Consider the following 21,515-nt stretch of genomic DNA (forward strand, 5'->3'; position numbering starts at 1 on the left):
GCCATTTCCTGGCGATACGCCGCGGAGCCGAGCACGCCGGCTTCGGCGTCAAGGTTCCAGAACGTCATCGCCGGCGCCTCGGCACCGTCGATCAACAAACGTTCGGCGCGCCCCTGGGCGTCCACCGCATGGAACGGCACCGGGTTTTCCAGCCCCTCGCGGGCGAAACGGAAGGCGCCGCGCGGATGCTCTTCGGCGAAGGCGAAGCAGCGGTTGGCGGCCGCCACCATGGCGGCGGTCGAGCGGAAGTTCTTGCCGAGGGTGTAATGCCGCCCGCGAGTGGCCTCGCGGGCGCGCAGGTAGGTATGGATGTCGGCACCGCGGAAGGCGTAGATCGCCTGCTTGGGGTCGCCGATCATGAACAGGCCGGTCTCCCGCGCCTGGGGCTCGCCGGGATCGGCGGCGATCCGGTAGATACGCTCGAAGATCCGGTACTGCACCGGGTCGGTATCCTGGAACTCGTCGATCAGCGCCACCGGGAACTGCTCGCGGATCAATTGCGCCAGGCGCTCGCCACCAGGCCCCTGCAAGGCGCGGTCGAGGCGGCTGAGCAGGTCGTCGAAGCCGATCTCGGCACGCCGCTGCTTCTCGACCTCCAGTTCGCGCCCGACTTCGCCCAGCGCGTGCAACAACAGGTGGGGAGCGAGATCGGGACGCTCTTCCTGATGCGCGGCCCAGGCGTCGATGGCCCTTAGCGCGGCATGCTCGGGCGCCACGCGCTTGGCGGTGAGCTTGATCCGGGTCTGGCCGAACTTGCCGAGGTTGGCCGGCTGCTCGCCGCCCTCGCTCCAGTCCGCCAACGCTTGCAGCCAGGCGTCGAAGGTCTCGTCGCTGTCCTTGCCGCGATAGCTGTTGCCGTTCAGGTAGGGACGCAGGTCGCGCAGCAGCGCTTCCAGTTCGACGCGCGCTGCGCGCCAGACGGCGCGGGCCTGCGCGTCCAGTTGGTCGAGCTGGCGATACCAGTCGCCGCCCTGCTCCAGCAAGGCTGCCAGCGACTCGGGCGCACTCAGCGCCTGGTCGGCGTAGCGGAAGTCGGCGTCCTGCCGCGCCAGCAGCGGCTGCAAGGCCTTGCCCAGCGCCTCCGGCCCGCTGTAGCAACTGGCCACGGCTTGCGCCGCCGGAGCCGTCAGGCCGTAGAAGTTGCGCCGCCAGTAGTCCCGCACCACTTCGGCGAGCAATTCGCTCTGGTCGGTTTCCAGGTTCTGGGTGAACAGGCTGCCGCTGTCGAAGGCGTGCTCGCGCAGCATCCGGTAGCACCAACTGTGGATGGTCGATACCGCGGCCTCGTCCATCCACTCCGCGGCCAGGCGCAGCAGGCGCGCGCAGCCCGGCCAGCGCTCGGCGGGATACTGTTGACGCAACGCGACCAGCAGGCCGTCGTGGCGCTCCTGCGGCTCGGCGAAACAACGCGCCGCTTCGCCCAAGCGGCTGCGGATACGCTCGCGGAGTTCCTGGGTCGCCGCATCGGTGAAGGTCACCACGAGGATTTCCGGCGGGCTCAGCGGCCGGCCGAAAGCGTTCTCGCCGCCATGGTCAAGGACCAGGCGTACGTATAGCAGGGCGATGGTGAACGTCTTGCCGGTACCGGCGCTGGCCTCGATCAGGCGGCTGCCGTGCAACGGGAAGTCCAGCGGATCGAGGGCCACGGGCATCTGCTGCTGGCTCATGCCTGCTCCTCCGCGCCACGTCCCAGGGCAGCCAGCAGCGGCGCGTAGAGCTGCTCGGCCCAGTGCGCGAACTCACCGCTGGCGAGCAGCCGGTCGAAGTCCGGATAGACCCGAGCCAGCGCCGGCGAGGCGTCCACCTCGCCCCCCATGCCGAACCCTCCCTCGTAGCGCTTGCGCGCCTCGCGCATGGCTTTCTCGGGCTCTGCGGCGCCACCACTGACGAGCCAGGCGAAAGCGGTCCGGCAGGCCACCGGCAACGGCTGGCGCATGCCCTGGCGCCAGGCGTCGATCAACTGGTCGAGGTACTCGCCGGCGCGCTCGCTCGGCAACGGCGGAATCTCCAGGGTGCCGGTCTGGCTCACCAGCACGCTGCTCACCGGCTGGCCGAGACGTTGCAGGGCGAGGTGCTGCAACCAGTGGCGCACCAGGCTGTGCCACTTGAAGCCGCGCCCTTCATGGAGCTTGCCGCTGAGCAACTGCAGGCGCGCCAGGCGCCCGGAAGCGTCGCGACGCAAGCCGCCGAGCCAGTCCTCCAGCTCCAGCCCGGACGGATGGCGATGGCGCAACTCCTGCTGCTGCTCGACCGCCTCCGGCCAGCGCTCGATTTCCTGGCGGTAGCGCCAGAGCAGGTCGGGCAGCGGTTGCAGCAAATGGCGCGCGGAGAACTCGCCGAACGCCGCCAGCGGCAGGCGACCCTGTCGCCGCAGTCGCTCGACCTGGGCCTGCAACTGCACCGGCAGACCCTCGGCATCCCAGTCCCGCTCGACCCAGCGCTTCATGCGTTCGGTCAGCTCGAATTGCAGCTTCCAGTTGTCCAGCGCGTCCAGTTCGAAAGGCTCTTCGTCGTTGCCGGTCAATTGCTCGTCGTCGAAACGCACCTTGAGCCGCTGCTGGAAGAACGCATTCACCGGGTTGGCGAGGAACTCCGCCAGCGCTCGCAGCCCCAGCGCGCCCTCCAGCTCCAGCGGCGCCAGGGGCGCTTCGGCGTCGGGAACGCCGATCTCGTCCTCGCGATGGACCTCGCGCCACTCGCGGGCGTAGGTGAACAGGCCATCGACGCCCTGCTCCGGCGCATCGTGAAAATACCGGCGGCTGAACGGCTGCAGCGGATGCTCCTGGGTCAGGGCACGCAGCAGCGCCTCGCCGTCGCCGTCCGGATCCAGGCGCCAGCCGGCCGCCAGGTGATCGCGCAACTGGCCGATCAGCACCGAGGGCGGCCGCTCGCCATTGTCGCGGATACTCCGCCCCACCCAGCTCACGTAGAGTTGCTCGCGCGCCGAGAGCAGCGCCTCGAGCAGCAGGTAGCGGTCGTCCTCGCGCCGCGAGCGGTCGCCGGGGCGGTAGTCGTTGCGCATCAGGTCGAAATCCAGCGGCGACTGCTGGCGGGGGTAGTCGCCATCGTTCATGCCAAGCAGGCAGACCAGCCGGAACGGGATCGCGCGCATCGGCATCAACGTGCAGAAACTCACCGCGCCAGCCAGGAAGCGCTGGTTCAGGCCGCCCTGGTCCAGGCCGCCGAGCCAGGCCTCGCGTATCACGCTGATCGGCAGCGGCTCGGCGAAGGCCGCACAGGCGCAGTGTTCCTGCCAGCGCTCGAGCAGTTGCAGGAGCTGGGTGAGGAGCAGTTCGTCGCGCTCGTCGTGGGCCTCGAAGAACACCGTGAGCAGGGCCTGCAGGCGCTCACCCCACTGCGCCGGGGTGGCCGGTTCGGCCAGCTCCGCGTAGGCCACCTCGAGGCGCTCCAGCAGCACAGCCAGCGGGCCTGCCAGGGCGGCGTCCAGGCCACCGACCTCATCGTAGGGCTGGATGCCTTGCAGGGCCGCGCCTTCGCCGACCGCGTAGCCGAGCAGCATGCGCCGCAGACCGAAGCGCCAACTGTTGCCCTCCAGTCCCGCTGGCAGGCCGAGACGCTCGCGCTGCGCGGCATCCAGCCCCCAGCGCACGCCGGCGCCTTCGATCCAGCGGTGCAGGGTCGCCAGGTCGGCCTCGTCGACGCCGAAACGCCGGCGCAATGCCGGGACGTCCAGCAGGTCGAGGATCTCGCTCACGGCGAAACGGCTGTCGGGCAGTTTCAGCAGGTGCTCCAGGGCGATCAGCAGCGGCTCGCGACCGCGCTGTCCCTGGTCGGCCAGGGTATAGGGAATGAAGCGCTGGTCGTCGCGCGGCACCTGGCCGAACACCGCCTCGATGTGCGGTGCGTAGGCGTTGATGTCGGGGACCATGACGATCACGTCGCGCGGCTTCAGGCTCGGATCGGCGTTGAAGCGGGCGAGCAACTGGTCGTGGAGGATCTCCACTTCGCGCTGCGCGCTGTGGGCCACATGGAAGCGGATCGAGGCGTCGCTCCGCGGCGCCACCGGCGGCCAGTGCTCGCGGGTTTCCGCCAACGGGCGCAGTTCGAGGATATCGTCCTGCAACTGGCCGAGCAGCCCGTGCGGGGCCTCCTCGCTGAACAGGTCGATGCGCCCGCCGTTGACCTCGCCGAACAGGTTCCGATAGCTGTCCGGGTCGTCGTAGCTGTCGAGCAGGTTGATGTAGTCGCGGCCCTGCTTGCCCCAGGCCGCCAGCAACGGCTGGGCATGCTGGTGCTGGCGGTCCTCGTCGAGGTCGGCGGGGACGCCGGCGCGGCGCTGCTGGCGGCGGTACTCGTGGCGCAACAGGTCCTTGTCGGCGACGATGTCGGCCCAGTGGTGGCGACAGGGGTTGTGCACGCAGAGCAGCACCTGGCTGAACCTGGCCAGGGCGGCCAGCGCCTCGAGGGTCTGCGCCGGCATCGAGGAAATCCCGAACACCACTACTCGTCGCGGCAACGCGCGCGGCGCCGCGCTGGCGAAGCGCAGCGCCTCGATGAAGCGCCGGTGCACGCCGGAGCGGCTGCGGGCCAGGCTATCGGCACCGACGTCGGCGAGCAGCGCGCGCCACAATTCGGCCTGCCAGCGCTCGTCGGCACCGAGCGGGCGCGCCTGCCCGTTCGCCGTGCGCAACTGGTCGCGGCCCTGGCTCCAGTCGTCGAGCCAGTCGCCGCGATAGACCTGGTACTGGTCGAACAGGTCGGCCAGGCGCTCGGCCAGTTGATGACGCTTGCGCAGGTCGGCATCGTCGGCGAGGAAACGTTGCAGGGTGCGGAACTCGGGACGCTCCAGCAATCCGGGAAGCAGACGCATCAGGCGCCAGGTCAGCGGCGCCTTGTCCAGTTCGGAAACCTCGGGAATGCTTTCGCGGCCCAGCACCGCGCGATAGGCCTGCCAGAGGAACTGCGCCGGCAACTGCACCTCCAGCGCCGCGGCGATGCCGCCACCGCCGCCACCGTCCTCGCGGGGATCTTCGGCCAATGCCAGCTTCAACCATTGGGCGATGCCGTTGCTGTGCACCAGGACCCGCTCGCTTTCCAGCGGCGCCAGCGGATAGCGGCGCATCCAGGAAACGGCGAGGTCGCGCAGGTCGTCCAGGCGATTGCCGTGGACGATCATGAATCCGGGCGTGAGGGCGGTGGTTCCCAAGGGTTCTGGCATCGGTACGGCTATTCCTGGCGCAAGGCTCTGGCGAAAGAGGTCAGGATCGGGCGGCGACGAAGCGTCGTTCCAGTTCGAGGCTGTCGGCCATGCGGAAATCGCTCCAGCGCTCGCTCAGGCCGAGATGGCTGTCCGCCTGGCAATCCGGGGCACTGGCGCAACGGCGGGTGAAGGTGTTGACCACCTCGACCATCTCCTCGCGCTCGGCGCCGACCAGCAGCGCCGCGTGCGCCAGCACCACCGGCCGGCCGGCGCCGTTGCGCCGCCAGCGTTGTGCGGTCCCGGCGAGCTTGCGCCCATCCAGGGTGACATTGTAGCGGCCGTCGCAGAAGGAACCGGCCACGGCGCCCACGCCGGCGTCCAGGCCGCGCTCGCGGAGCCAGTCGCAGATCGGCTGGCACAGCCGCAGGTAGGCGGTTTCGATACGGGTCTGCTCGTTGTCGCCGGGCCCCAGCGCATAGGACAGGGCGATGTTCAGCACGCCCGGCGATTGCGGCACCGGCTCGCCGCCGGTATCGCGCAGCAGCACCGGCCAGCCGCGTTCGGCGACCGCTGCGCTGGCCGGCGCGAACCCTTCCAGGCGCTCCATCCGGCGCGGCATGACCAGCGCCCGATCGCACGGCTGCCAGAGCAACAGGCCATGCTCGCGGGCACCGCCACACACCTCGTCGAGCAGGGCGCGCTCGGCGTCCAGCCCATCCTGCACGGAAAACACTTCGACCACGATTCTTCCTCTTCCAGGCTGGCACGGCTCGGCTCCCGCGCGGGGAGCGCTGCCTATGATAGCCAGTGGCGGCGCCTCCGTGCGCCGTAATCGCGAGGAAGTTGCCGGGAAATCAGCAGGTTGCCGAGCGCAGGCGGGCCGGGCGGCGCACCCTGGCCGGGGTCCGTCCTGCTGGCCGAGTTCTGGCAGCGCCGCCGACCAGGTGATGGACGGTCAGGCGCTCGCCGAGCACCAGGGTGGCGATGCAGGCGGTGATGATCGGCAGCAGGTTGAAGAACAGCGCCATCCGGCTCGGCCCGAGACGGGCGACACCGTGCATCCAGGCCAGCGCGGCGACGATCGAGGCGAACAGCGCGGCGTACAGCACCAGCGGCAGGTTGGCGGCGTTCAGGCCGGTGCGCGGCGACAGCAGGTACAGCGGCAGCAGGGCGAGGATCGCCACCAGCACCTGCAGGTAGAGCAGTTGCATGGCCGGCAGCTTCAGGCTCCATTTCTTCAGCAGCACGCTGTACACCGCATAGGCCAGGGTGGCGACGATCATCATCGCGTCGCCGAGGTTCACTCCATGCTCCAGCAAAGCGCCGAGATGGCCCTGGGAGATCACCAGCACCACGCCGGCCAGCGACACCAGCGCGCCGAGCAGCGCCCCGGCGTTCAGCCGGTGGGCCAGGATGCTGCTGGCCAGGCCCAGCGACATCAGGGGCATCAGCGACAGGATGATGCCCATGTTGGTGGCGCTGGTCAGCGCCGCCGCGTAGTAGGCCAGGCTCTGGTAGACGGCCATGCCGAGCAGGCCGAGGACCACGAACTTGCCGAGGTTGGCGAGGATGTAGCGGCGGTTGCGCAGCACCGGGCCGAGCATGAAGGGCGTCAGCGCCAGGCCGACCAGCAGCCAGCGGAAGAAACCGATCTCGGCGGGCTGGATGATCCCCACGGCGAGCTTGTTGACGACGGTGTTGCCGGCCCAGATGAACACGGCCAGCAGGGGAAACAGGTATTGCATGAGGGTTCCGCACTATGAAAAAGGAATATGCGGCCATTCTGAGCCAGTCCGAATACAGACGTATAATGAATTCCAGACAAACCACCCGTAGGTTCGGACATGTCGACCACCACCCTGCTGCGCCTTCCCGATCTCCAGGGGCAGTCTTTCGACGTCTATTTCCGCTATGACGAGTTCGGCGCCGACACCCATTCGCCGCCGCACACCCACGCCTGGGGCCAGCTCAACTATGCAGCCCATGGCGTGATGCAGCTGGAGATCGACGGCCAGCGCTTCCTCTCGCCTCCGCAATACGCGGTATGGATACCACCGGAGCGGGTGCACAGCTGCTACAACAGCCAGGCCATCGTCTACCGCTCGCTGTACCTCTCCACCGAGCTGTCACGACGCCTGCCGGCGACACCCTGCACCCTGGCGATCAGCGCGATCCTCAAGGCGATCCTCTCGGACTTCGCCGAGCGCGGGGTCAACCTGCCGACCTCGGCGCAGGACCTGCGCCTGGCCCGGGTCGTCATGGACCAGCTGGAATGCGCCCAGCCCCACGACGACTACCTGCCCTACAGCCGTACCCCGGCGCTGCGCGAGGTGCTCGACGCACTGCAGGCCGAGCCGGGCGACAACCGCTCGCTGGCGCAATGGGCGCAGCAGGTGCACAGCACCGAGCGAACCCTGGCCCGACACTGCCAGCGCGAACTGGGCATGACCTTCGGCGAATGGCGCCAACGCCTGCGCTTCCTCGCGGCCATCGAGGCGCTGGAAGCCGGCAGGGGGATCCAGCAAATCGCCTTCGACCTCGGCTACAGCAGCCCCTCGGCGTTCATCTCGATGTTCCGCCGGCTGGCCGGCACCACGCCGGAACAATACCGCCTGGCCAGCCGCGCCCAGGACATGCCGATGCTGTAACCCGCCGTGCATGCGTTGCGGCTATGCTCGCAGCAGCCGCCATCCGGAGTTCGCATGCCAACCGCCAGCCGCCATCCCGACACTGCCCTCGCGGTGTTCCTCGCCTTTCTCAAGCTGGGCTGCAGCGCCTTCGGCGGGCCCATCGCCCACCTCGGCTATTTCCGCGACGAGTTCGTCCGCCGCCGCGGCTGGCTGAGCGAAAGCAGCTACGCCGACCTGGTCGCCCTCTGCCAGTTCCTCCCCGGCCCCGCCAGCAGCCAGGTTGGCATGGCCCTCGGCCTGGCCCGCGCCGGCTACCCCGGCGCCCTCGCCGCCTGGCTCGGTTTCACCCTGCCCTCGGCGCTGCTGCTGGTACTCTTCGCTCTCGGTCTGGGACGCTGGGGCGCGCTGTTGCCCGAGGGCGTGCTGCATGGCCTGAAGATCGCCGCGGTGGCGGTGGTGGCCCAGGCGGTCTGGGGCATGGGCCGCAGCCTGTGTCCGGATCGCCCGCGCCTGGCGCTGATGGCGCTGTCCTGCGCGAGCGTGCTGGCCTGGCCCACGGCCTGGGCCCAGGTCGCGGTGATCGCCGGTGCCGGCCTGGCCGGCCTCGCCCTGTTGAAAACGGAAGCCGGGGAAGGCCACGAGCGGCTGCCGATCGCCATTGGCTACCGCGGCGCGCTGCTGTTCCTCACCCTGTTCGCCGTGCTGCTGGTCTGCCTGCCGCTGGCCGCGCGCCTCTGGCCGGAACACTGGCTGCGCCTGCTCGATGCGTTCTACCGGGCCGGCTCGCTGGTGTTCGGCGGCGGCCATGTGGTGCTGCCGCTGCTACAGGCGGAAGTGGTGCCCAACGGCTGGGTCGACGGCGATACCTTCCTCGCCGGCTACGCGGCCGCCCAGGCGGTACCGGGCCCGCTCTTCACCTTCGCCGCGTTCCTCGGCGCAGCCTCGGGCCCGGCGCCGAACGGCTGGAGCGGCGCGCTGCTGTGCCTGCTGGCGATCTTCCTGCCGTCGTTCCTGCTGGTCGCCGGTGCCTTGCCATTCTGGGAACGCCTGCGCCACGAACGCCGGGTACGGGCAACGCTGGCCGGGGTCAACGCGGCGGTGGTCGGCCTACTGCTGGCGGCGCTGTACCAGCCGCTCTGGACCGAAGGCATCCTGCGCCCGGCCGACTTCGCCCTGCTGCTCTTCGCCCTGCTGGCCCTGCTCGCCTGGAAGACACCGCCCTGGCAAGTGGTGCTCGCCTGCGCCGTGGCCGGCGGCCTGATCGCCGCAGCCGGCTAGCCGTTCAAGGCCAGGCTCAGCCCCTGCGCCGCCGGCGCGGCCGCCTTGCCCGGCTCCGCGCCCTCCGGCCGGTAGCCGAGGCGCAGGCCGCCCCAGTGCTTACCGTGGACGAAGATCGGCACCGAAAGATCGTGCATCAGCTCGCCGGTGTCACGGGTGTAGGTCTGTAGCAACAGCGGCTGCTGGTGGCTGCCGCAGCGAATCCCGGTGCGGTCGTTGAACAGGCGCTTGCTGCGGCTGCGCAACGCGTCCGTCTGCGGGTCGCCGCTGGGCGGATGGGCGAAGGCGCGATTGTGGGTGGGCACGTAGCCTTCGGGAGTACAGGCGATGGCGAATACCAGGTTGCGGTTGCGCTCCAGCAACTGCTCCTGGATGCCCGGCAGGACCTGGTCGGTGTAGCTGTCGAAGCGGGTCCGGTACTTGGTCGGCTGGGTATTGGGCAACGGCTGGTAGCTGCGGTCGAACAGGTCGTCGAGGTCGATGCGCCCGCTGCGCACGTCCTCCTCGAAGCGAGCGGCGATAGCCGCCGCGCCCTCCCGGGCGAGGTCGTAGACCGACTGGTGGTAGGCGTCCAGGCTGACCTCGGCGAGGCGCTCGCTGATCACCTCGGCCTGGTTCTCCAACTGGCTGGCGGCTTCGCCGAGACGCAAGGTCTGTTCCTCGCTGGCGCTGAGGTCGCCGCGCACTTGCTCGACCGCGGCGAACAGGCTGGCGAGTTGGCTGCGGTTGATCTCGGCGCCCTGGGCGATCTCGGTAATCTGGCTCTCCACCCCGGCCGCCAGTTCGGCAATGCCTTCCAGTTGCCGACCGGTCAGCTCGACCTGGCCGACCCCTTCGCCCAACTCTTCGGAAAGCTGGCGGATCTGCTCGACCACCTCGCTGGTCTGGCGCTGGATCTCGGCGACCATCTGGCCGACTTCCTCGGTGGCCTCGGCGGTACGTCCGGCCAGGCCGCGCACCTCTTCGGCAACCACCGCGAAGCCGCGCCCATGCTCGCCGGCGCGGGCCGCCTCGATGGCCGCGTTGAGGGCCAGCAGGTTGGTCTGGCTGGCGATGCCCTGGATCACCAGGGTGACCCGCTGGATGTCCTCGCTGCGCTGGTTCAGCGCCTCGATCGCCTCGCGGCTGGCGCCCATCCGCTCGCTGAGCCGATGCATGCGCTCGATGGTCGAGGCCAGCAGCACCTGGCCCTCGTCGCTGCCGGCGCGCGCCCGGGTGGCGGCGTCCATGGCCTGGCGCGCCAGATTGGAGGTGGCGCGCTCGGTGTGGATCATCACTTCGGCGCTGCCGACGATCTGTTCGGCGGCGTCGAGCTGGGATTGCAGCTTCTCCGCCAGGCGCTTCACCGAGAACGCCACGCCGGCGGCCGACAGGGCGTTCTGGCTGGTGTTATGGGACAGGTCGCGAGCCAGCCGGGCGATGTCGGGCTCGCCGACGGTCGCCACCGCCGTGCGGTTGCCGGGAAGCAGCCAGGGCAACCAGAGCAGCGCCACGCCGAGCGGCAGGGCCAGGTACAGCGGCAGCCAGCCATGCCGGGCGCCGACCAGCAGGAGAACCAGGGCCAGGCTCTGCAACAGGCAGACGAAGAGGATGCGGGAACGAGCGGGCTGCATGAGTAAATCTCCGGCCTCCGGGGCGTTGCGTCATGACCCTGGGGTCGGACGGGCGACGGCGGGGCTTCTTTATTTGACTTGTAGTCCGGTTTGTAGCCCGCCCCCGGAAGCGCCGCCATCGTTCCTTAGTGGTATGGCCAATGGCTGGCATTCGACTAGCGCAGGCCGCGACGAAAGGCGGAGAACGCCCCGGACGCGTCGGCCAGGCCTTGATCCATGGGGGCTTCGCCGCATTTCCAGGGGTCGCTCGAAGAACTTCCGTCCTGCCGTCCGTCGGCCGACACCGTATGACAAGCCCGGAGCCCACGTTATAATTCCGCGCCCATTTACAGCCGGTAGCGGTCGACTAGACTCCCAACCGGCGCTGGCCGGACCCCGCTTCCGCCCAGCCTGGTCGCTATCGGGCCCGCTCTTTTTGGACTCAGGACCACCCGTGACGAAAGACGAATTGCGTGCCGCGCTGGCGCGCGAGGAACAGCGTTACAAGGACGTGTACGGCGGCGAAGTGACGCTTTATGCCGCCCAGCCGGAACCCGACCGCAAGCCCTGGCGCAAGCGCCCAACCGTTCAGGATCAGGCGTTCGACAGAGAACTGCAGAAGATCGAAGAAGAGCGTCTCAAGGCCGGGCAGGAAGCAGCGAACCCCATTCCATTTACCTCCAACCGACAGGAGAGCGACGGATAACGAAGCGTTTCAATCTGTTTCGTTTTTCCCGCAAAGCCCGATGCGACGGGGCGTTGCCCGCGACAATGGCAACCTTCCGGAGTTCCAGACGGATAAAAACGCATCTGGCATAATCGCCGCCCCGTCTCTGACCGGTTTCTCACATGTTCGATCTTTTCAGCGGGCTCGATGCCTGGGTGGGTATCAGCCTGGTGCTGGCCCTGGCCTTCGTCCTCACCTTCGAGTTCATCAACGGCTTCCACGACACTGCCAACGCGGTGGCCACCGTCATCTACACCAAAGCGATGTCCCCCTACCGGGCGGTGATGCTCTCCGGTGTGTTCAACTTCCTCGGCGTGCTGCTCGGCGGTGTCGGCGTGGCCTACGCCATCGTTCACCTGCTGCCGGTGGAGCTGCTGATCAACGTGAACACCGGCCATGGCCTGGCGATGGTCTTCTCCCTGCTCGCCGCCGCCATCGCCTGGAACCTCGGCACCTGGTACTTCGGCATCCCGGCCTCCAGCTCGCACACCCTGATCGGCTCGATCCTCGGTGTCGGCCTGGCCAATGCGCTGATCACCGACGTGCCGCTGGCCGAAGGGATCAACTGGCAGAAGGCGATCGACATCGGCCTGTCGCTGATCTTCTCGCCGCTGGCCGGCTTCATGGTCGCCGCGCTGGTCCTGCTCGGACTGAAGTGGTGGCGTCCGCTGTCGAAGATGCACAAGACCCCGGAAACCCGTCGCGAACTCGACGAGAAGAAGCACCCGCCGTTCTGGAACCGCCTGGTGCTGGTGCTTTCCGCCATGGCGGTAAGCTTCGTCCATGGCTCCAACGACGGCCAGAAGGGTATCGGCCTGATCATGCTGGTACTGATCGGCATCGTCCCGGCCAAGTTCGTCCTCGACCTGAACAGCACCACCTACCAGATCGAGCGCACCCGCGACGCCGCCCTGCACCTCAGCCAGTTCTACCAGCGCCACACCGATACCCTCGGCGACATGCTGGCCCTGGGCAAGAGCAATGGCAGCGAGATGCCGCAGTTCTACCGCTGCGATCCGAAACAGACCGAGCCGACCATCAACGCGCTGCTCCGCGACCTGCGCGGCGTGCCCAGCTACAACGACCTGGACGCCGACGAGCGCGTGCAGGTGCGTCGCTACCTGCTGTGCCTGGACGACACCGCGAAGAAGGTCGGCAAGCTATCCGACCTGCCGGCGCGGGAGAAGGCCGACCTCGAGAAGCTACGCAAGGACCTGACCGCGACCACCGAATACGCGCCGTTCTGGGTCATCATCGCGGTGGCCCTGGCTCTCGGCATCGGCACCATGGTCGGCTGGAAGCGCGTAGTGCTCACCGTCGGCGAGAAGATCGGCAAGCAGGGCATGACCTACGCCCAGGGCATGAGCGCGCAGATCACCGCCGCCGCCGCCATCGGCATGGCCAACATCTACAGCCTGCCGGTGTCCACCACCCACGTGCTGTCCTCCGGCGTGGCCGGGACCATGGTGGCGAACAAAAGCGGCCTGCACGGCGGCACCGTGCGCAACATCCTGATGGCCTGGGTGCTCACCCTGCCGACTTCGATGGCGCTGTCCGCCGGCCTGTTCTGGCTGGCCTCGCAATTCATCTGAGCCGCCTCGCCGGTTGAAAAAAACGCCTGCTTGTCCGCAGGCGTTTTTTTTCCTGCCGCGCTCCCGCCGACGTCATCCGTCCGCCTCGGCGGGCAGCGCCGCCAGCGGCAAGCGAACCACGAACAACGCGCCCTCCCCCTGGTTGGCCGCCGTCAGGCTACCGCCCATGTTGCGCACCAGATCGTGGCTGACCGAGAGACCCAGGCCGGTACCCTTGCCCTCCGCCTTGGTGGTGAAGAAGGGTTCGAATATCCGCTCCAGCAGGAGCGGCTCGATCCCGCCGCCGTTGTCGTGCACGTGCAATTCGACCCAGCCCGGTTCGCGGCAGGCCACCTGCTCCAGGCGAATGCGCCGGCTGGCCAGGCCAAGATTGCCGAGCAGGGCATCGCGGGCGTTGGCGAGCAGGTTGATGATCACCTGTTCCAGCTGGTCCGCCTGCCCTCGTACCACCATCCGCTGCGTCGGCGCCGGGCACTCCACCTCGATGGCGTGCTGACGCAACCCCTCGCCGAGCAGGCCCAGGGCGCCTTCGAAGGCGGTATAGGGGTCGAACGGCAGCGCCTCCAGCGCCGACTTGCGGCTGAACACGCCGAGGTGGCTGACCAGGCGGTCGACGCGCAGGACCTGGGCATCCATGCGCTCCAGTTTCTCGCCCAGGTAGTCGCCGTCGAGGCCGACGCTGTTCATCCGCTGGCGCATGTTGAACAGGGTCATGCGCAGCACGTGCAGCGGCTGCTTCACCTCGTGGGCGAGGCCGCTGACCATCTCCCCCAGGCTGGCCATCTTGGCGCCTTGCGCCAGTTGCTGCTGGGCCCGGCGCACCGGCGTGTTGTCACGCCCCACCGCCTGTACCTCGCACAATTCGCCACGGGCGTCGAACAACGGCCGCTCGGCCCACACCAGCCAGAGAAAACGTTGCCCCGGCAGGTTGAAGCGCAGTTCCGGCACCTCGCTGGCGCCCTCCCGCGGCGAACCCAGCAGACGCGCGCGCAAGGCGCTGGCGTCTTCCGCCGCCAGCCACTCGTCGAGCCGGCGACCGACCAGGCGCTCCGGGCTGGTCGCGAGGCTATCGGCGAAGGTCCGGTTCACGTAGGTCAGCACCAGGTCGGCGGTATAGCGACAGATCAGCGCCGGCGAATCCTCCACCAGGACCCGGTAGCGTTCCTCGCTTTCGGCGATACGCTGTGCCGCCAGGTGCTGCTCGGTCACGTCCAGACACAGGCCCACCGCCTCGCTGGGCAGGCCCTGGGCATCGCGCAGCAGCTTGGCTTCGTCGTAGAGCCAGTGCCAGTTGCCCTGGCCATCGGCGAGGCGATAGCGGGTCTTCACCCGGCCCTCGCGAAGCAACTCGCGACCACGGGCGAAAAAGGCCTCCAGGTCGTCCGGATGCACCCGTTCGGCGAGCGCCTGCCAACTCTGTCCCTGCAAGTCGAGGCCGAGCAGGTTGCTCGCGCTTTCGCTGTAGAACTCCGGCACCAGGTGCCCCTGCTCGACCCGCTGGACGTAGATCACCACCGGCGCGCTGTCGATCAGGCTGCGCAGCCGCGCGTGGGCCGCCTGTACCCGTTCCTCCTGGCGCCGGCCTTCGCTGATGTCGAGCAGCACGCCGGACAGCCCCAGGGCACTGCCGCGTCCCAGCGGCCGGCCCTCGATGCGCAGCCAGCGGCGCTCGCCGCGGCTATCCGGCTGACGCAGGCAAAGGTCCTGGGCCAGCGCCTGGCCGCTGCGCAGGCTGGCACGCAGGCGCAGGCCGAGTTCGTCGGCGTCCGCCGGTTGCAGCAGACCCTGCAGGTGTTCCAGCGGCACCCGACGATACTCGCCGGTCAACCCCAGGCTGTCGTGCAAGGCCGGCGCCAGTTCGAAGAGTTCCTGCTCCGCCCAGTAACGCCACCAGCCGCCGCCGATCATCTCCTGCAACAGCCCCAGCTTGCGCGAACTGTCGTGCTGCTCGTGGAGTTCGCAGCGGTCCGCCACCTGGTTCGCCAGCAGTTCCGCGAGGTATTGCCAGTCCTGCGGCGCGGGCCCCTGGGCGAGCTGCTCCAGCGACATCGGCCGCACCAGCAATGCCCCCAGGCGGCCACCGCGCATCGCCGCCGGCACCAGGTAGAGCGCGTCCTCGCCGATCTGCCGGAGCAGCGTCGAGGCGCCTTCGCCACGGCGTAGCAAGCGCGCGCCCGCCCCTTCGCGCAGGTCGTCGTCGGCGAGTTGCAGGGTCGGTCGCAGCAAACTGTCGCTGCCAGGCCGCACATGACTGGCGAAGACCGTGCAGAAACCCTTGCCGTCGCCCAGCAGCAGGGCGATAGCCTGCATCTGGAACGCGCCGGAGAGCGATTCGAGAATCTCCTGGACCGCCTCCGCCAGGTGCCCGTGGGAGACATGGCGCAGACGCGAAAGGATCAGCTTGCCCAGGCTCAGGCTCTGCAACTGGTGCTGCTGGCTGTCGGACTGCCAGTTGAGGTCGGAGATGTCCATGCCCAGCAGCAGGGAGCGTCCCAGGCCGTCGAGCGGCTGCATCGGCTGGAAACGACAGGTCAATGGCGCGGCGGCATCGCTGCGCAGCGTCAGGTCGAGACGCTCGCCCCGGCGCAGGCCGGCCAGCGTCGGCGCACCGGGGGCGCGCCGCTCCAGATACTCGGCGAAAGGCCGCGGCTGTTCGCCAAGCCCATGGGCGCACTGCAGACGATACGCCTGCCGCCCGCCGACCCGGATCACGCGGTCCTGTTCGTCCATCTCGAAACACAGGTCCCAACTCCTCAGCGAAGCGCTCCAGAGGGAGGGGCCTTCCTGCGAAATGGGTTCCGGCCTCTCGGCCTCGGCGGACGACGAGCGGGAAAATTCGAACATGCGACCACCTCACAGCAACAGGTTGGCACTCGCCTTCAGCGTCTGCGGCAGGTTGGGAATCGCGCCGATGCCGGGGAAGCTCAGCACGGGGATGATCGCCTTGCCCGGATCGCCGTACGGGTACTGCACGCAGACCTCGATCCGCGACGTGGCGCTGACGTAGTCGGCGTACTGGCCATTACCGGCACAAGGCTGGAGGTTCGCCCGCCAGGCCGCCGGCATCCAGTCCAGGCGTGCGAGCAACTCGTCCCTGGCACGGGCTTCGGCGAGGCTCTCGTAGCCCGCATCGGAGGGATCGACAGCGATCGCCGCACGAGCCCCCACGGCAGCGGCATCGTTGAACGACTGCAACATGAGCAAAGGAATGCTGTAGCTGATCAGGCCGTAGACCAGCGCGAAAAACAGCAGGAAGATCGCTGTGAATTCGATGGCGACGGCGCCGTGCTGGCGTCGCCGGGAAGCTTTTCCGAGCATGAGCTGACATCCCCGATCCGCATCCTTAATACTAGTCGTCATTCGCTCCGCCAACGTTACTGAAAAGGTATTAATCCAGATGTCGAAAAAAGGCTGAAGAACAGGATGGAGCAATTAGCACTGGCCTTGTGGGCAAGCGTTTGCGGATATCAGGACATCAAACGTTTGCGCGTCTCCAACTGGCTTATCCTGGGCGGTTTTCTTATTTCCTTTGTTTATTTATATGTGAAAGAGTCAAGCCTGACCGGCGCTACGGTTAATATGGCAATGACCGCACTTTTTATAGGCGTCTGCCTCAGCCTTCCCGGCTACCTTCTCGGCAGGCTCGGCGCCGCCGACGTCAAGTACCTGGCCGCACTGGGGCTGGCCAGCGACCCACTTACGGTGCTCTATAGCCTGGCCTTCGGCTGCCTGCTGTGCATCGCGCTATTCATCCTCGTAAAGTTATTCAAACGTTCGGTAGAAAAGTCCGCAATGAATGAAGAAGTTCGCCTTCGAAGGGCACCGTCAAAAAACAAGTCATTCCCTTTTATATTCGCCATGAGCGCCGGCCTTTTGGCACATCTGATTATCAGTAAAATTATCTGAGTAAACTTGCGGAAGACCTCACTTAGCGACTATATGCTTATGGCTAATACCATTCGGTATGGCTGCATTCCAATGCACGTCCCCTGTTAAAAACAAAATAAGCAAATGGAGCGTATGACCATGGACAAACCGGCCTCGCGGCATTTCAGCGTCTTGATCATCGATGATGAACCCCAGGTGACCTCGGAACTCCGCGAACTGCTGGAAAACAGTGGCTACCGTTGCGTAACCAGCACCCACCGGGAGTCGGCGATCGCCAGCTTCCAGGCCGACCCGAACATCGGCCTGGTCATCTGCGACCTCTACCTGGGGCAGGACAACGGTATCCGCCTGATCGAGAGCCTCAAGGAAGTCGCCGGCAACGGCAGGTTCTTCGAATCGATCATCCTCACCGGTCACGATGGCCGCCAGGAAGTGATCGAGGCCATGCGGGTCGGCGCCGCCGACTACTACCAGAAACCGGTGGCGCCGCAGGAACTGCTGCATGGCCTCGAACGCCTGGAGAACCGCCTGCACGAGCGCGTCCGCAGCCAGTTGAGCCTGAGCCACGTCAACCAGCGCCTGGAATACCTCGCCGAATCGCTGAACTCGATCTACCGCGACATCCACAAGATCAAGTACGAGGTACACGGCAACAGCCAGCCGAGTGCCCTCAAGAGCGAAGACAGCCAGCCGTCCGCGCCGCCGGCGTCGGTCGCGGAAAGCCAGGTGTCCCCGAGCAATCCGCTGTTCGGCAAGCTGTCGCCCCGCCAGCAGGCGGTGGCGCGGCTGGTGAGCAAGGGCCTGACCAACTACCAGATCGCCTACGAACTGGGCATCACCGAGAACACGGTGAAGCTGTACGTCTCCCAGGTGCTGCGCCTGATGCATATGCACAACCGCACACAGCTGGCGCTGGCCCTGTCGCCTGCGGCGATGCAGCAGGGCAGCGGAGCGGTGGTGCACTGACAGGCGCGATGGCCCGGCGGACCTGCTAGATCAGCAGTTCCGCCCTGCCGACATCGACCTTCAGAATCTCCGCGTCGATGTATCCAAGTTGTACCCCCAGCAAGGGCAGGACCAGATTCAGGATCGGCGTCAGCAGCCCATCGACCAGAGGTGCCACCACGGAATTCACGATGAGGTCGGTGAGCGCCGTCGAGCCGCACAGCAAAGGCAAGCACAGTCCGAGCACCACGGGGTTGACGTTGATGCTGGTTTTCAGGGTACTGGCGAGAAAGCCGCTTTCCGGCAACCTGCGGCTCTGGACGAGATCGGAACCGTCGGCTTTCACGTTGAATCGCGTATCGCCCGAGCTGCCGGCGATCGAGGTATCGAGCTTGAGATCCAATCGCACCAAGCCGCCAAGCACCAGAATCGAGCCGACCTGATCGATGTTGGCCGGACTGCCGATCTTTATCGTCGCTCCGCTGCTTCTCCAACCGAAGTCCAACGCGGTATCCGGGCGGGTACAGGCCATGCTTTTCAGCCAGACGGCTCCCGACGCGCCTTCGATGGCCAGTTGCAGTTTCGTGGTGGCGAGAATGGACAGGAACCCGGAATCGATGTCCGCCGTAAGTCGTACCTGGGACTGGCGCACCTCCGTGCGCCAGGCACCGCTCTCATCCTGCCCTGGCGGCCCGGAGACGATCCTCTTCGGCTCTACGACCGTGAGCCGTGCATTGGCCAATCCGGGGATGCCCAGGTTCACGGCGACCGCGGAATTCTTGTTGGCGACCTGGGCAACCGCCATGATGAGATCCAGCGCATTGATCGCCGTATCCAGCTGCGACATGCTGTTCACCTCGCCGGCGCTCAGCCCCAGCAAGTCTCCCAGTTTCAACGTGGCCGACTTTACCCCCACCAATTGCGTTCTCAGGGCCTCGACCGAGGCTACGCCGTTCTTCGCCAGGACGTTCACGCTGGCGGCGAGTACCTGCTGCAAGCCGACGTTGGTATTCAACAACTGTTCGATGGTCCCCAGGCTGGTATCGACCCCGATCAAGCCCATTCCATCCGCGCCGAGAATGTCCAGCACACTGAGCTTCGCGTCGGCGATACCGTTGTAGGCCGCCGCCGAGAGATCGATCTGGGTGCCCAGCAATCCGCTCAGGATGGGGTTGAGCAACGCCGATTGGCCACTGTTCACGCTGGCCAGCCCCGTGCCTGCGGAAATCGTGGCGTTCGGAAGGCGTCGCGCCACGGCCTCTGCGCGGAGATCGACGTTGGCATTGCCGCCGCCGAACAGTCCCCCGAGGTTGGCGACCAGGCTGCCGGGAACGCTCTTGGTCACCTCGACATGCACCGCCTCGTTGGCGGCAGCCGCGTTCGACGCGCTGGCTATGAAACTGCGCAGGCCGCCGGCACTCAGCACGCCGCCGACCTCCGCCGACAGGCTGGAGCCGGCGGCGTCCGCATCGAACCCGTTGAGCATCGCGCTGGCCTTGGCGAAAGACGTCGCCTGGGCAGAACTCTGGTCGCCGCACAAGGCTCCCTGGGAGGCACTCTCCAGCGCCGCCACGTCCGCCACTCGCTGCAGGTTGCGCTGCTCCAGGTAGAGCCGCCCGGTATCCACCACCAGCAACAGGCAGATCAAGGCCAGCAGCAGGGTGGTCGCCGCCAGGATGCCGATCGCCCCGCGCTGTCTTGCAGGCCATCCGTTCATGCCCTGCCCCTCCGCCAGGAACCGTCAGTTCTTGCTCTCGCCGAAGCCGCGATCTTCCAGCAGGTACTCGGGAATCTCGTGCTCATAGCTTTTCAGGTAGCGCTGGTAGGCACGCTGGCGCTCGGCGGCGGTCGCGCTTTGCCGAACCGGGCTGGCGGCCCGGCCGCTCGCCTGGATGGCCAGCCAGGCGCGGGTGGCGGTCTGCGGTTCGGCCGTCGCTGGCGCGGCGGGACGGACCACCGGCGTGTCCGCGGCCCAGGCCGTGCCGGACAGGAGCAGCAAGACGCCGAACAGGATTCGCTCGTGCATGGGTCACCTCTCCGGCGCCGGCTCAGGGCGCCTCGTTGGCCATCGCGGTATGCATATTCGCCTCCGCCGGCAGTTCCGCCAGCGGGTCGTCGCTTGCCGGCGCCGCGCCAGGTGTCGGTACGGCACCCCAACTGCGCGCCCGCGCCTCGGCCGCGCGGATGTCCCGGGCATCCAGCTGCAAACGCTCGATCAGGCGCTGCGCATCTTCCCGGTCGCCTTGCAGGTACAGCAGGCCGAGCAGGTTGGTCGCCGGTAGCTTGCCGCCCTGCTGCAACTCCAGCGCAGTGATGAATTCGAAGCGCGCGCCGACACGGTCGCCGCGCTTGAGCAGGGCGACCCCCAGGTCGTTGCGGAAGCGGCTCTCGGTCGGCCGCAGGCGCGCCGCCTCGCGCAGCTCGAGGACCGCCCGGGCGCTGTCGCCACTGCGCAGGGCGAGCAGGCCGAGGCCGTGGTGCGCCTCGGGTGCCTTGCAGGTTTCCAGCAGGGCCTGGTACTCGGCCCTGGCCCGCGAGTCGCCGATCCGGCGCAGGATCAGCGCCCTTTCCTCGCGCACGTCGAGCAACCCCGGCGGCATGCTTTCCAGGTTGGCCAGGGCCGCATGCAGGCGGCCCTCGCGGATCATGTCGCGGACCATGTTCATCTGCAGTTCCTGCTCCTGGCCGAGCTGCTGCGAACACTCCCGTGGGCCGTCCCGCCCCGGCAGCGCGGCGCAACCGCCGAGCAGGGCGGCGCACAGGCCGATGCCGATCAGTGCTTTCATCCCAGTCCTCCCAAGGCCTTGGTGATGGCGATGACGCCCGGACCGGCGAGGACGATCAGCAGCGCCGGGAACAGCAGCACCATCATCACCAGGCTCATCTTCGCCGACAGCTTGCCGATGCGTTCCTGCAAGGTGGTCAGGCGCCGGTCTTCGAACAGTTGCTTGAGCGTCAGCAGGGTGCTGCGCGCACTGCCGCCCTGGCGCAACATCTGCCGTAGCACGCCGCAGCAGTCGTTCAGCGGGTCCACCTGCAGGCGCCGGGCAAGCGCCTCCAGCTCTTCCGCCAGGTCGATGCCGTTGTCGGCACGGGTCAGCGCCAGGTCCAGCTCGCGGGCCAGTTGCGGGGTGATCCCGCGGCCTTCCAGGCAGACCACGCGCAGCGTCTGCTCCACGGTCAGACCGGCATCGAAGAGGATGCGGATCAGTTGCACGAACAGGATCATCTCGTCGGCGATCAGCGCCCGGCGCGCCTTGGCGAAGTGCTTGAGCACCTGCTTGGGCAGGAGGAAACCGATGCCGGCGGCGAACAGCAGCGGCACCGCGTAGGACGCCTCGCTCTCGGCGCGCAGCAGCTTGACCAGCAAGACCAGGAGAACGAACAGCAGCGGCGTGAGAAACACCGAGATCAGGTACAGGGTCCGGTAGCGACTCTCGTGCCAGCCGGCCTGTTGCAGCAACTGGCGGGCCTCGCTGTCCATCAGTTGCAGGCGCCGCACCCAGAAGCTGTCGTCCATCCGCTCGGTCATGCCGGCCAGCCACCTGGTCGAGCCGCCAGGGTTGGCCAGCGCTCCCAGGCGCCTCTCGATCAGGCGCTGCTCGCGGCTGCCGTTGCGCGCCTGGAGCAACAGCAACAAGGCACCGCCGACCGCCATCAGGAGCGCCGCGAAAATCAGCCACTGTGCCTGCATGGCCACCT

Annotated in this window: 17 protein-coding genes; 6 read left to right on the forward strand and 11 right to left on the reverse strand. The window is 67.6% G+C overall.

From position 1 onward, the window contains the following. From FFS27_RS01815 to FFS27_RS01830, 4 genes are all read right to left on the reverse strand, one after another. Positions 1-1,667: UvrD-helicase domain-containing protein (locus FFS27_RS01815; protein ID WP_171019179.1), on the reverse strand; the 1,667-nt coding region annotated here is incomplete at its 3' end. After that, complete coding sequence (gene recC / locus FFS27_RS01820) at positions 1,664-5,179, reverse strand: exodeoxyribonuclease V subunit gamma (protein ID WP_034014254.1); 3,516 nt, start codon at positions 5,177-5,179, stop codon at positions 1,664-1,666. The genes FFS27_RS01815 and recC, both read right to left, overlap by 4 nt. A gap of 40 nt (positions 5,180-5,219) precedes the next feature. Next, positions 5,220-5,903 (reverse strand): lipoate--protein ligase family protein, encoded by a 684-nt coding sequence (locus FFS27_RS01825; protein ID WP_003110110.1) that lies wholly within the window; start codon positions 5,901-5,903, stop codon positions 5,220-5,222. 112 nt (positions 5,904-6,015) lie between these two features. Further along, complete coding sequence (locus tag FFS27_RS01830; protein ID WP_137951918.1) at positions 6,016-6,906, reverse strand: DMT family transporter; 891 nt, start codon at positions 6,904-6,906, stop codon at positions 6,016-6,018. A 99-nt stretch (positions 6,907-7,005) separates the two neighbouring features. Here FFS27_RS01830 and FFS27_RS01835 point away from each other — a divergent pair, with 99 nt between their 5' ends. Both FFS27_RS01835 and chrA read left to right on the forward strand, forming a co-directional pair. Further along, positions 7,006-7,809: an AraC family transcriptional regulator gene (locus FFS27_RS01835; RefSeq protein WP_003093801.1), complete on the forward strand. Its 804-nt coding sequence runs from the start codon at positions 7,006-7,008 to the stop codon at positions 7,807-7,809. 54 nt (positions 7,810-7,863) lie between these two features. Then, positions 7,864-9,069, forward strand: a complete 1,206-nt coding sequence (chrA, locus tag FFS27_RS01840; RefSeq protein ID WP_003093803.1) for a chromate efflux transporter — start codon at positions 7,864-7,866, stop codon at positions 9,067-9,069. Here the strand turns inward: chrA and FFS27_RS01845 are convergent. Next, positions 9,066-10,682: a methyl-accepting chemotaxis protein gene (locus FFS27_RS01845; protein ID WP_003162055.1), complete on the reverse strand. Its 1,617-nt coding sequence runs from the start codon at positions 10,680-10,682 to the stop codon at positions 9,066-9,068. The two genes, chrA and FFS27_RS01845, sit on opposite strands and share 4 nt — an antisense overlap. Before the next feature lie 433 nt (positions 10,683-11,115). Here FFS27_RS01845 and FFS27_RS33150 point away from each other — a divergent pair, with 433 nt between their 5' ends. Further along, on the forward strand, positions 11,116-11,367 hold the full coding sequence (locus FFS27_RS33150) for a hypothetical protein (protein WP_009315976.1): 252 nt from the start codon (positions 11,116-11,118) through the stop codon (positions 11,365-11,367). 143 nt (positions 11,368-11,510) lie between these two features. Then, complete coding sequence (locus FFS27_RS01855) at positions 11,511-12,980, forward strand: inorganic phosphate transporter (protein ID WP_003093821.1); 1,470 nt, start codon at positions 11,511-11,513, stop codon at positions 12,978-12,980. Between the two features lie 72 nt (positions 12,981-13,052). On the opposite strand, the gene pprA is transcribed toward FFS27_RS01855, so the two are convergent. Both pprA and FFS27_RS01865 read right to left on the reverse strand, forming a co-directional pair. Then, the gene (gene pprA / locus FFS27_RS01860) at positions 13,053-15,824 is read right to left on the reverse strand and encodes a two-component system sensor histidine kinase PprA (protein WP_137951919.1); all 2,772 of its coding nucleotides are present in this window, start codon (positions 15,822-15,824) and stop codon (positions 13,053-13,055) included. Positions 15,825-15,833: 9 nt separating this feature from the next. Next, positions 15,834-16,340, reverse strand: a complete 507-nt coding sequence (locus FFS27_RS01865) for a TadE/TadG family type IV pilus assembly protein (protein ID WP_003120840.1) — start codon at positions 16,338-16,340, stop codon at positions 15,834-15,836. Positions 16,341-16,403: 63 nt separating this feature from the next. On the opposite strand from FFS27_RS01865, the gene fppA reads away from it, so the two are divergent. Continuing rightward, complete coding sequence (fppA, locus tag FFS27_RS01870) at positions 16,404-16,886, forward strand: type 4b pilus Flp prepilin peptidase (protein WP_003110115.1); 483 nt, start codon at positions 16,404-16,406, stop codon at positions 16,884-16,886. 120 nt (positions 16,887-17,006) lie between these two features. After that, a complete protein-coding gene (pprB, locus tag FFS27_RS01875) occupies positions 17,007-17,834 on the forward strand; it encodes a two-component response regulator PprB (protein ID WP_003103959.1) in 828 nt (275 codons plus the stop codon). Between the two features lie 25 nt (positions 17,835-17,859). Here the strand turns inward: pprB and tadG are convergent, their stop codons facing one another. The 4 genes from tadG to tadC are packed head-to-tail and all read right to left on the reverse strand — an operon-like array spanning position 17,860 to position 21,507. After that, positions 17,860-19,530, reverse strand: a complete 1,671-nt coding sequence (gene tadG / locus FFS27_RS01880) for a type 4b pilus Flp biogenesis protein TadG (protein WP_003162060.1) — start codon at positions 19,528-19,530, stop codon at positions 17,860-17,862. Between the two features lie 24 nt (positions 19,531-19,554). Continuing rightward, positions 19,555-19,839, reverse strand: coding sequence for a DUF3613 domain-containing protein (locus FFS27_RS01885; RefSeq protein WP_023092824.1), 285 nt, complete (start codon positions 19,837-19,839; stop codon positions 19,555-19,557). 22 nt (positions 19,840-19,861) lie between these two features. Continuing rightward, positions 19,862-20,599, reverse strand: coding sequence for a type 4b pilus Flp biogenesis protein TadD (tadD, locus tag FFS27_RS01890; protein ID WP_023101541.1), 738 nt, complete (start codon positions 20,597-20,599; stop codon positions 19,862-19,864). Further along, positions 20,596-21,507: a type 4b pilus Flp biogenesis protein TadC gene (gene tadC / locus FFS27_RS01895; protein ID WP_003103955.1), complete on the reverse strand. Its 912-nt coding sequence runs from the start codon at positions 21,505-21,507 to the stop codon at positions 20,596-20,598. Before tadC ends, tadD begins: the two co-directional genes overlap by 4 nt. Positions 21,508-21,515: the final 8 nt, after the last annotated feature.

This window comes from Pseudomonas sp. 2VD (assembly GCF_005503585.1).
GTDB lineage: Bacteria > Pseudomonadota > Gammaproteobacteria > Pseudomonadales > Pseudomonadaceae > Pseudomonas > Pseudomonas aeruginosa.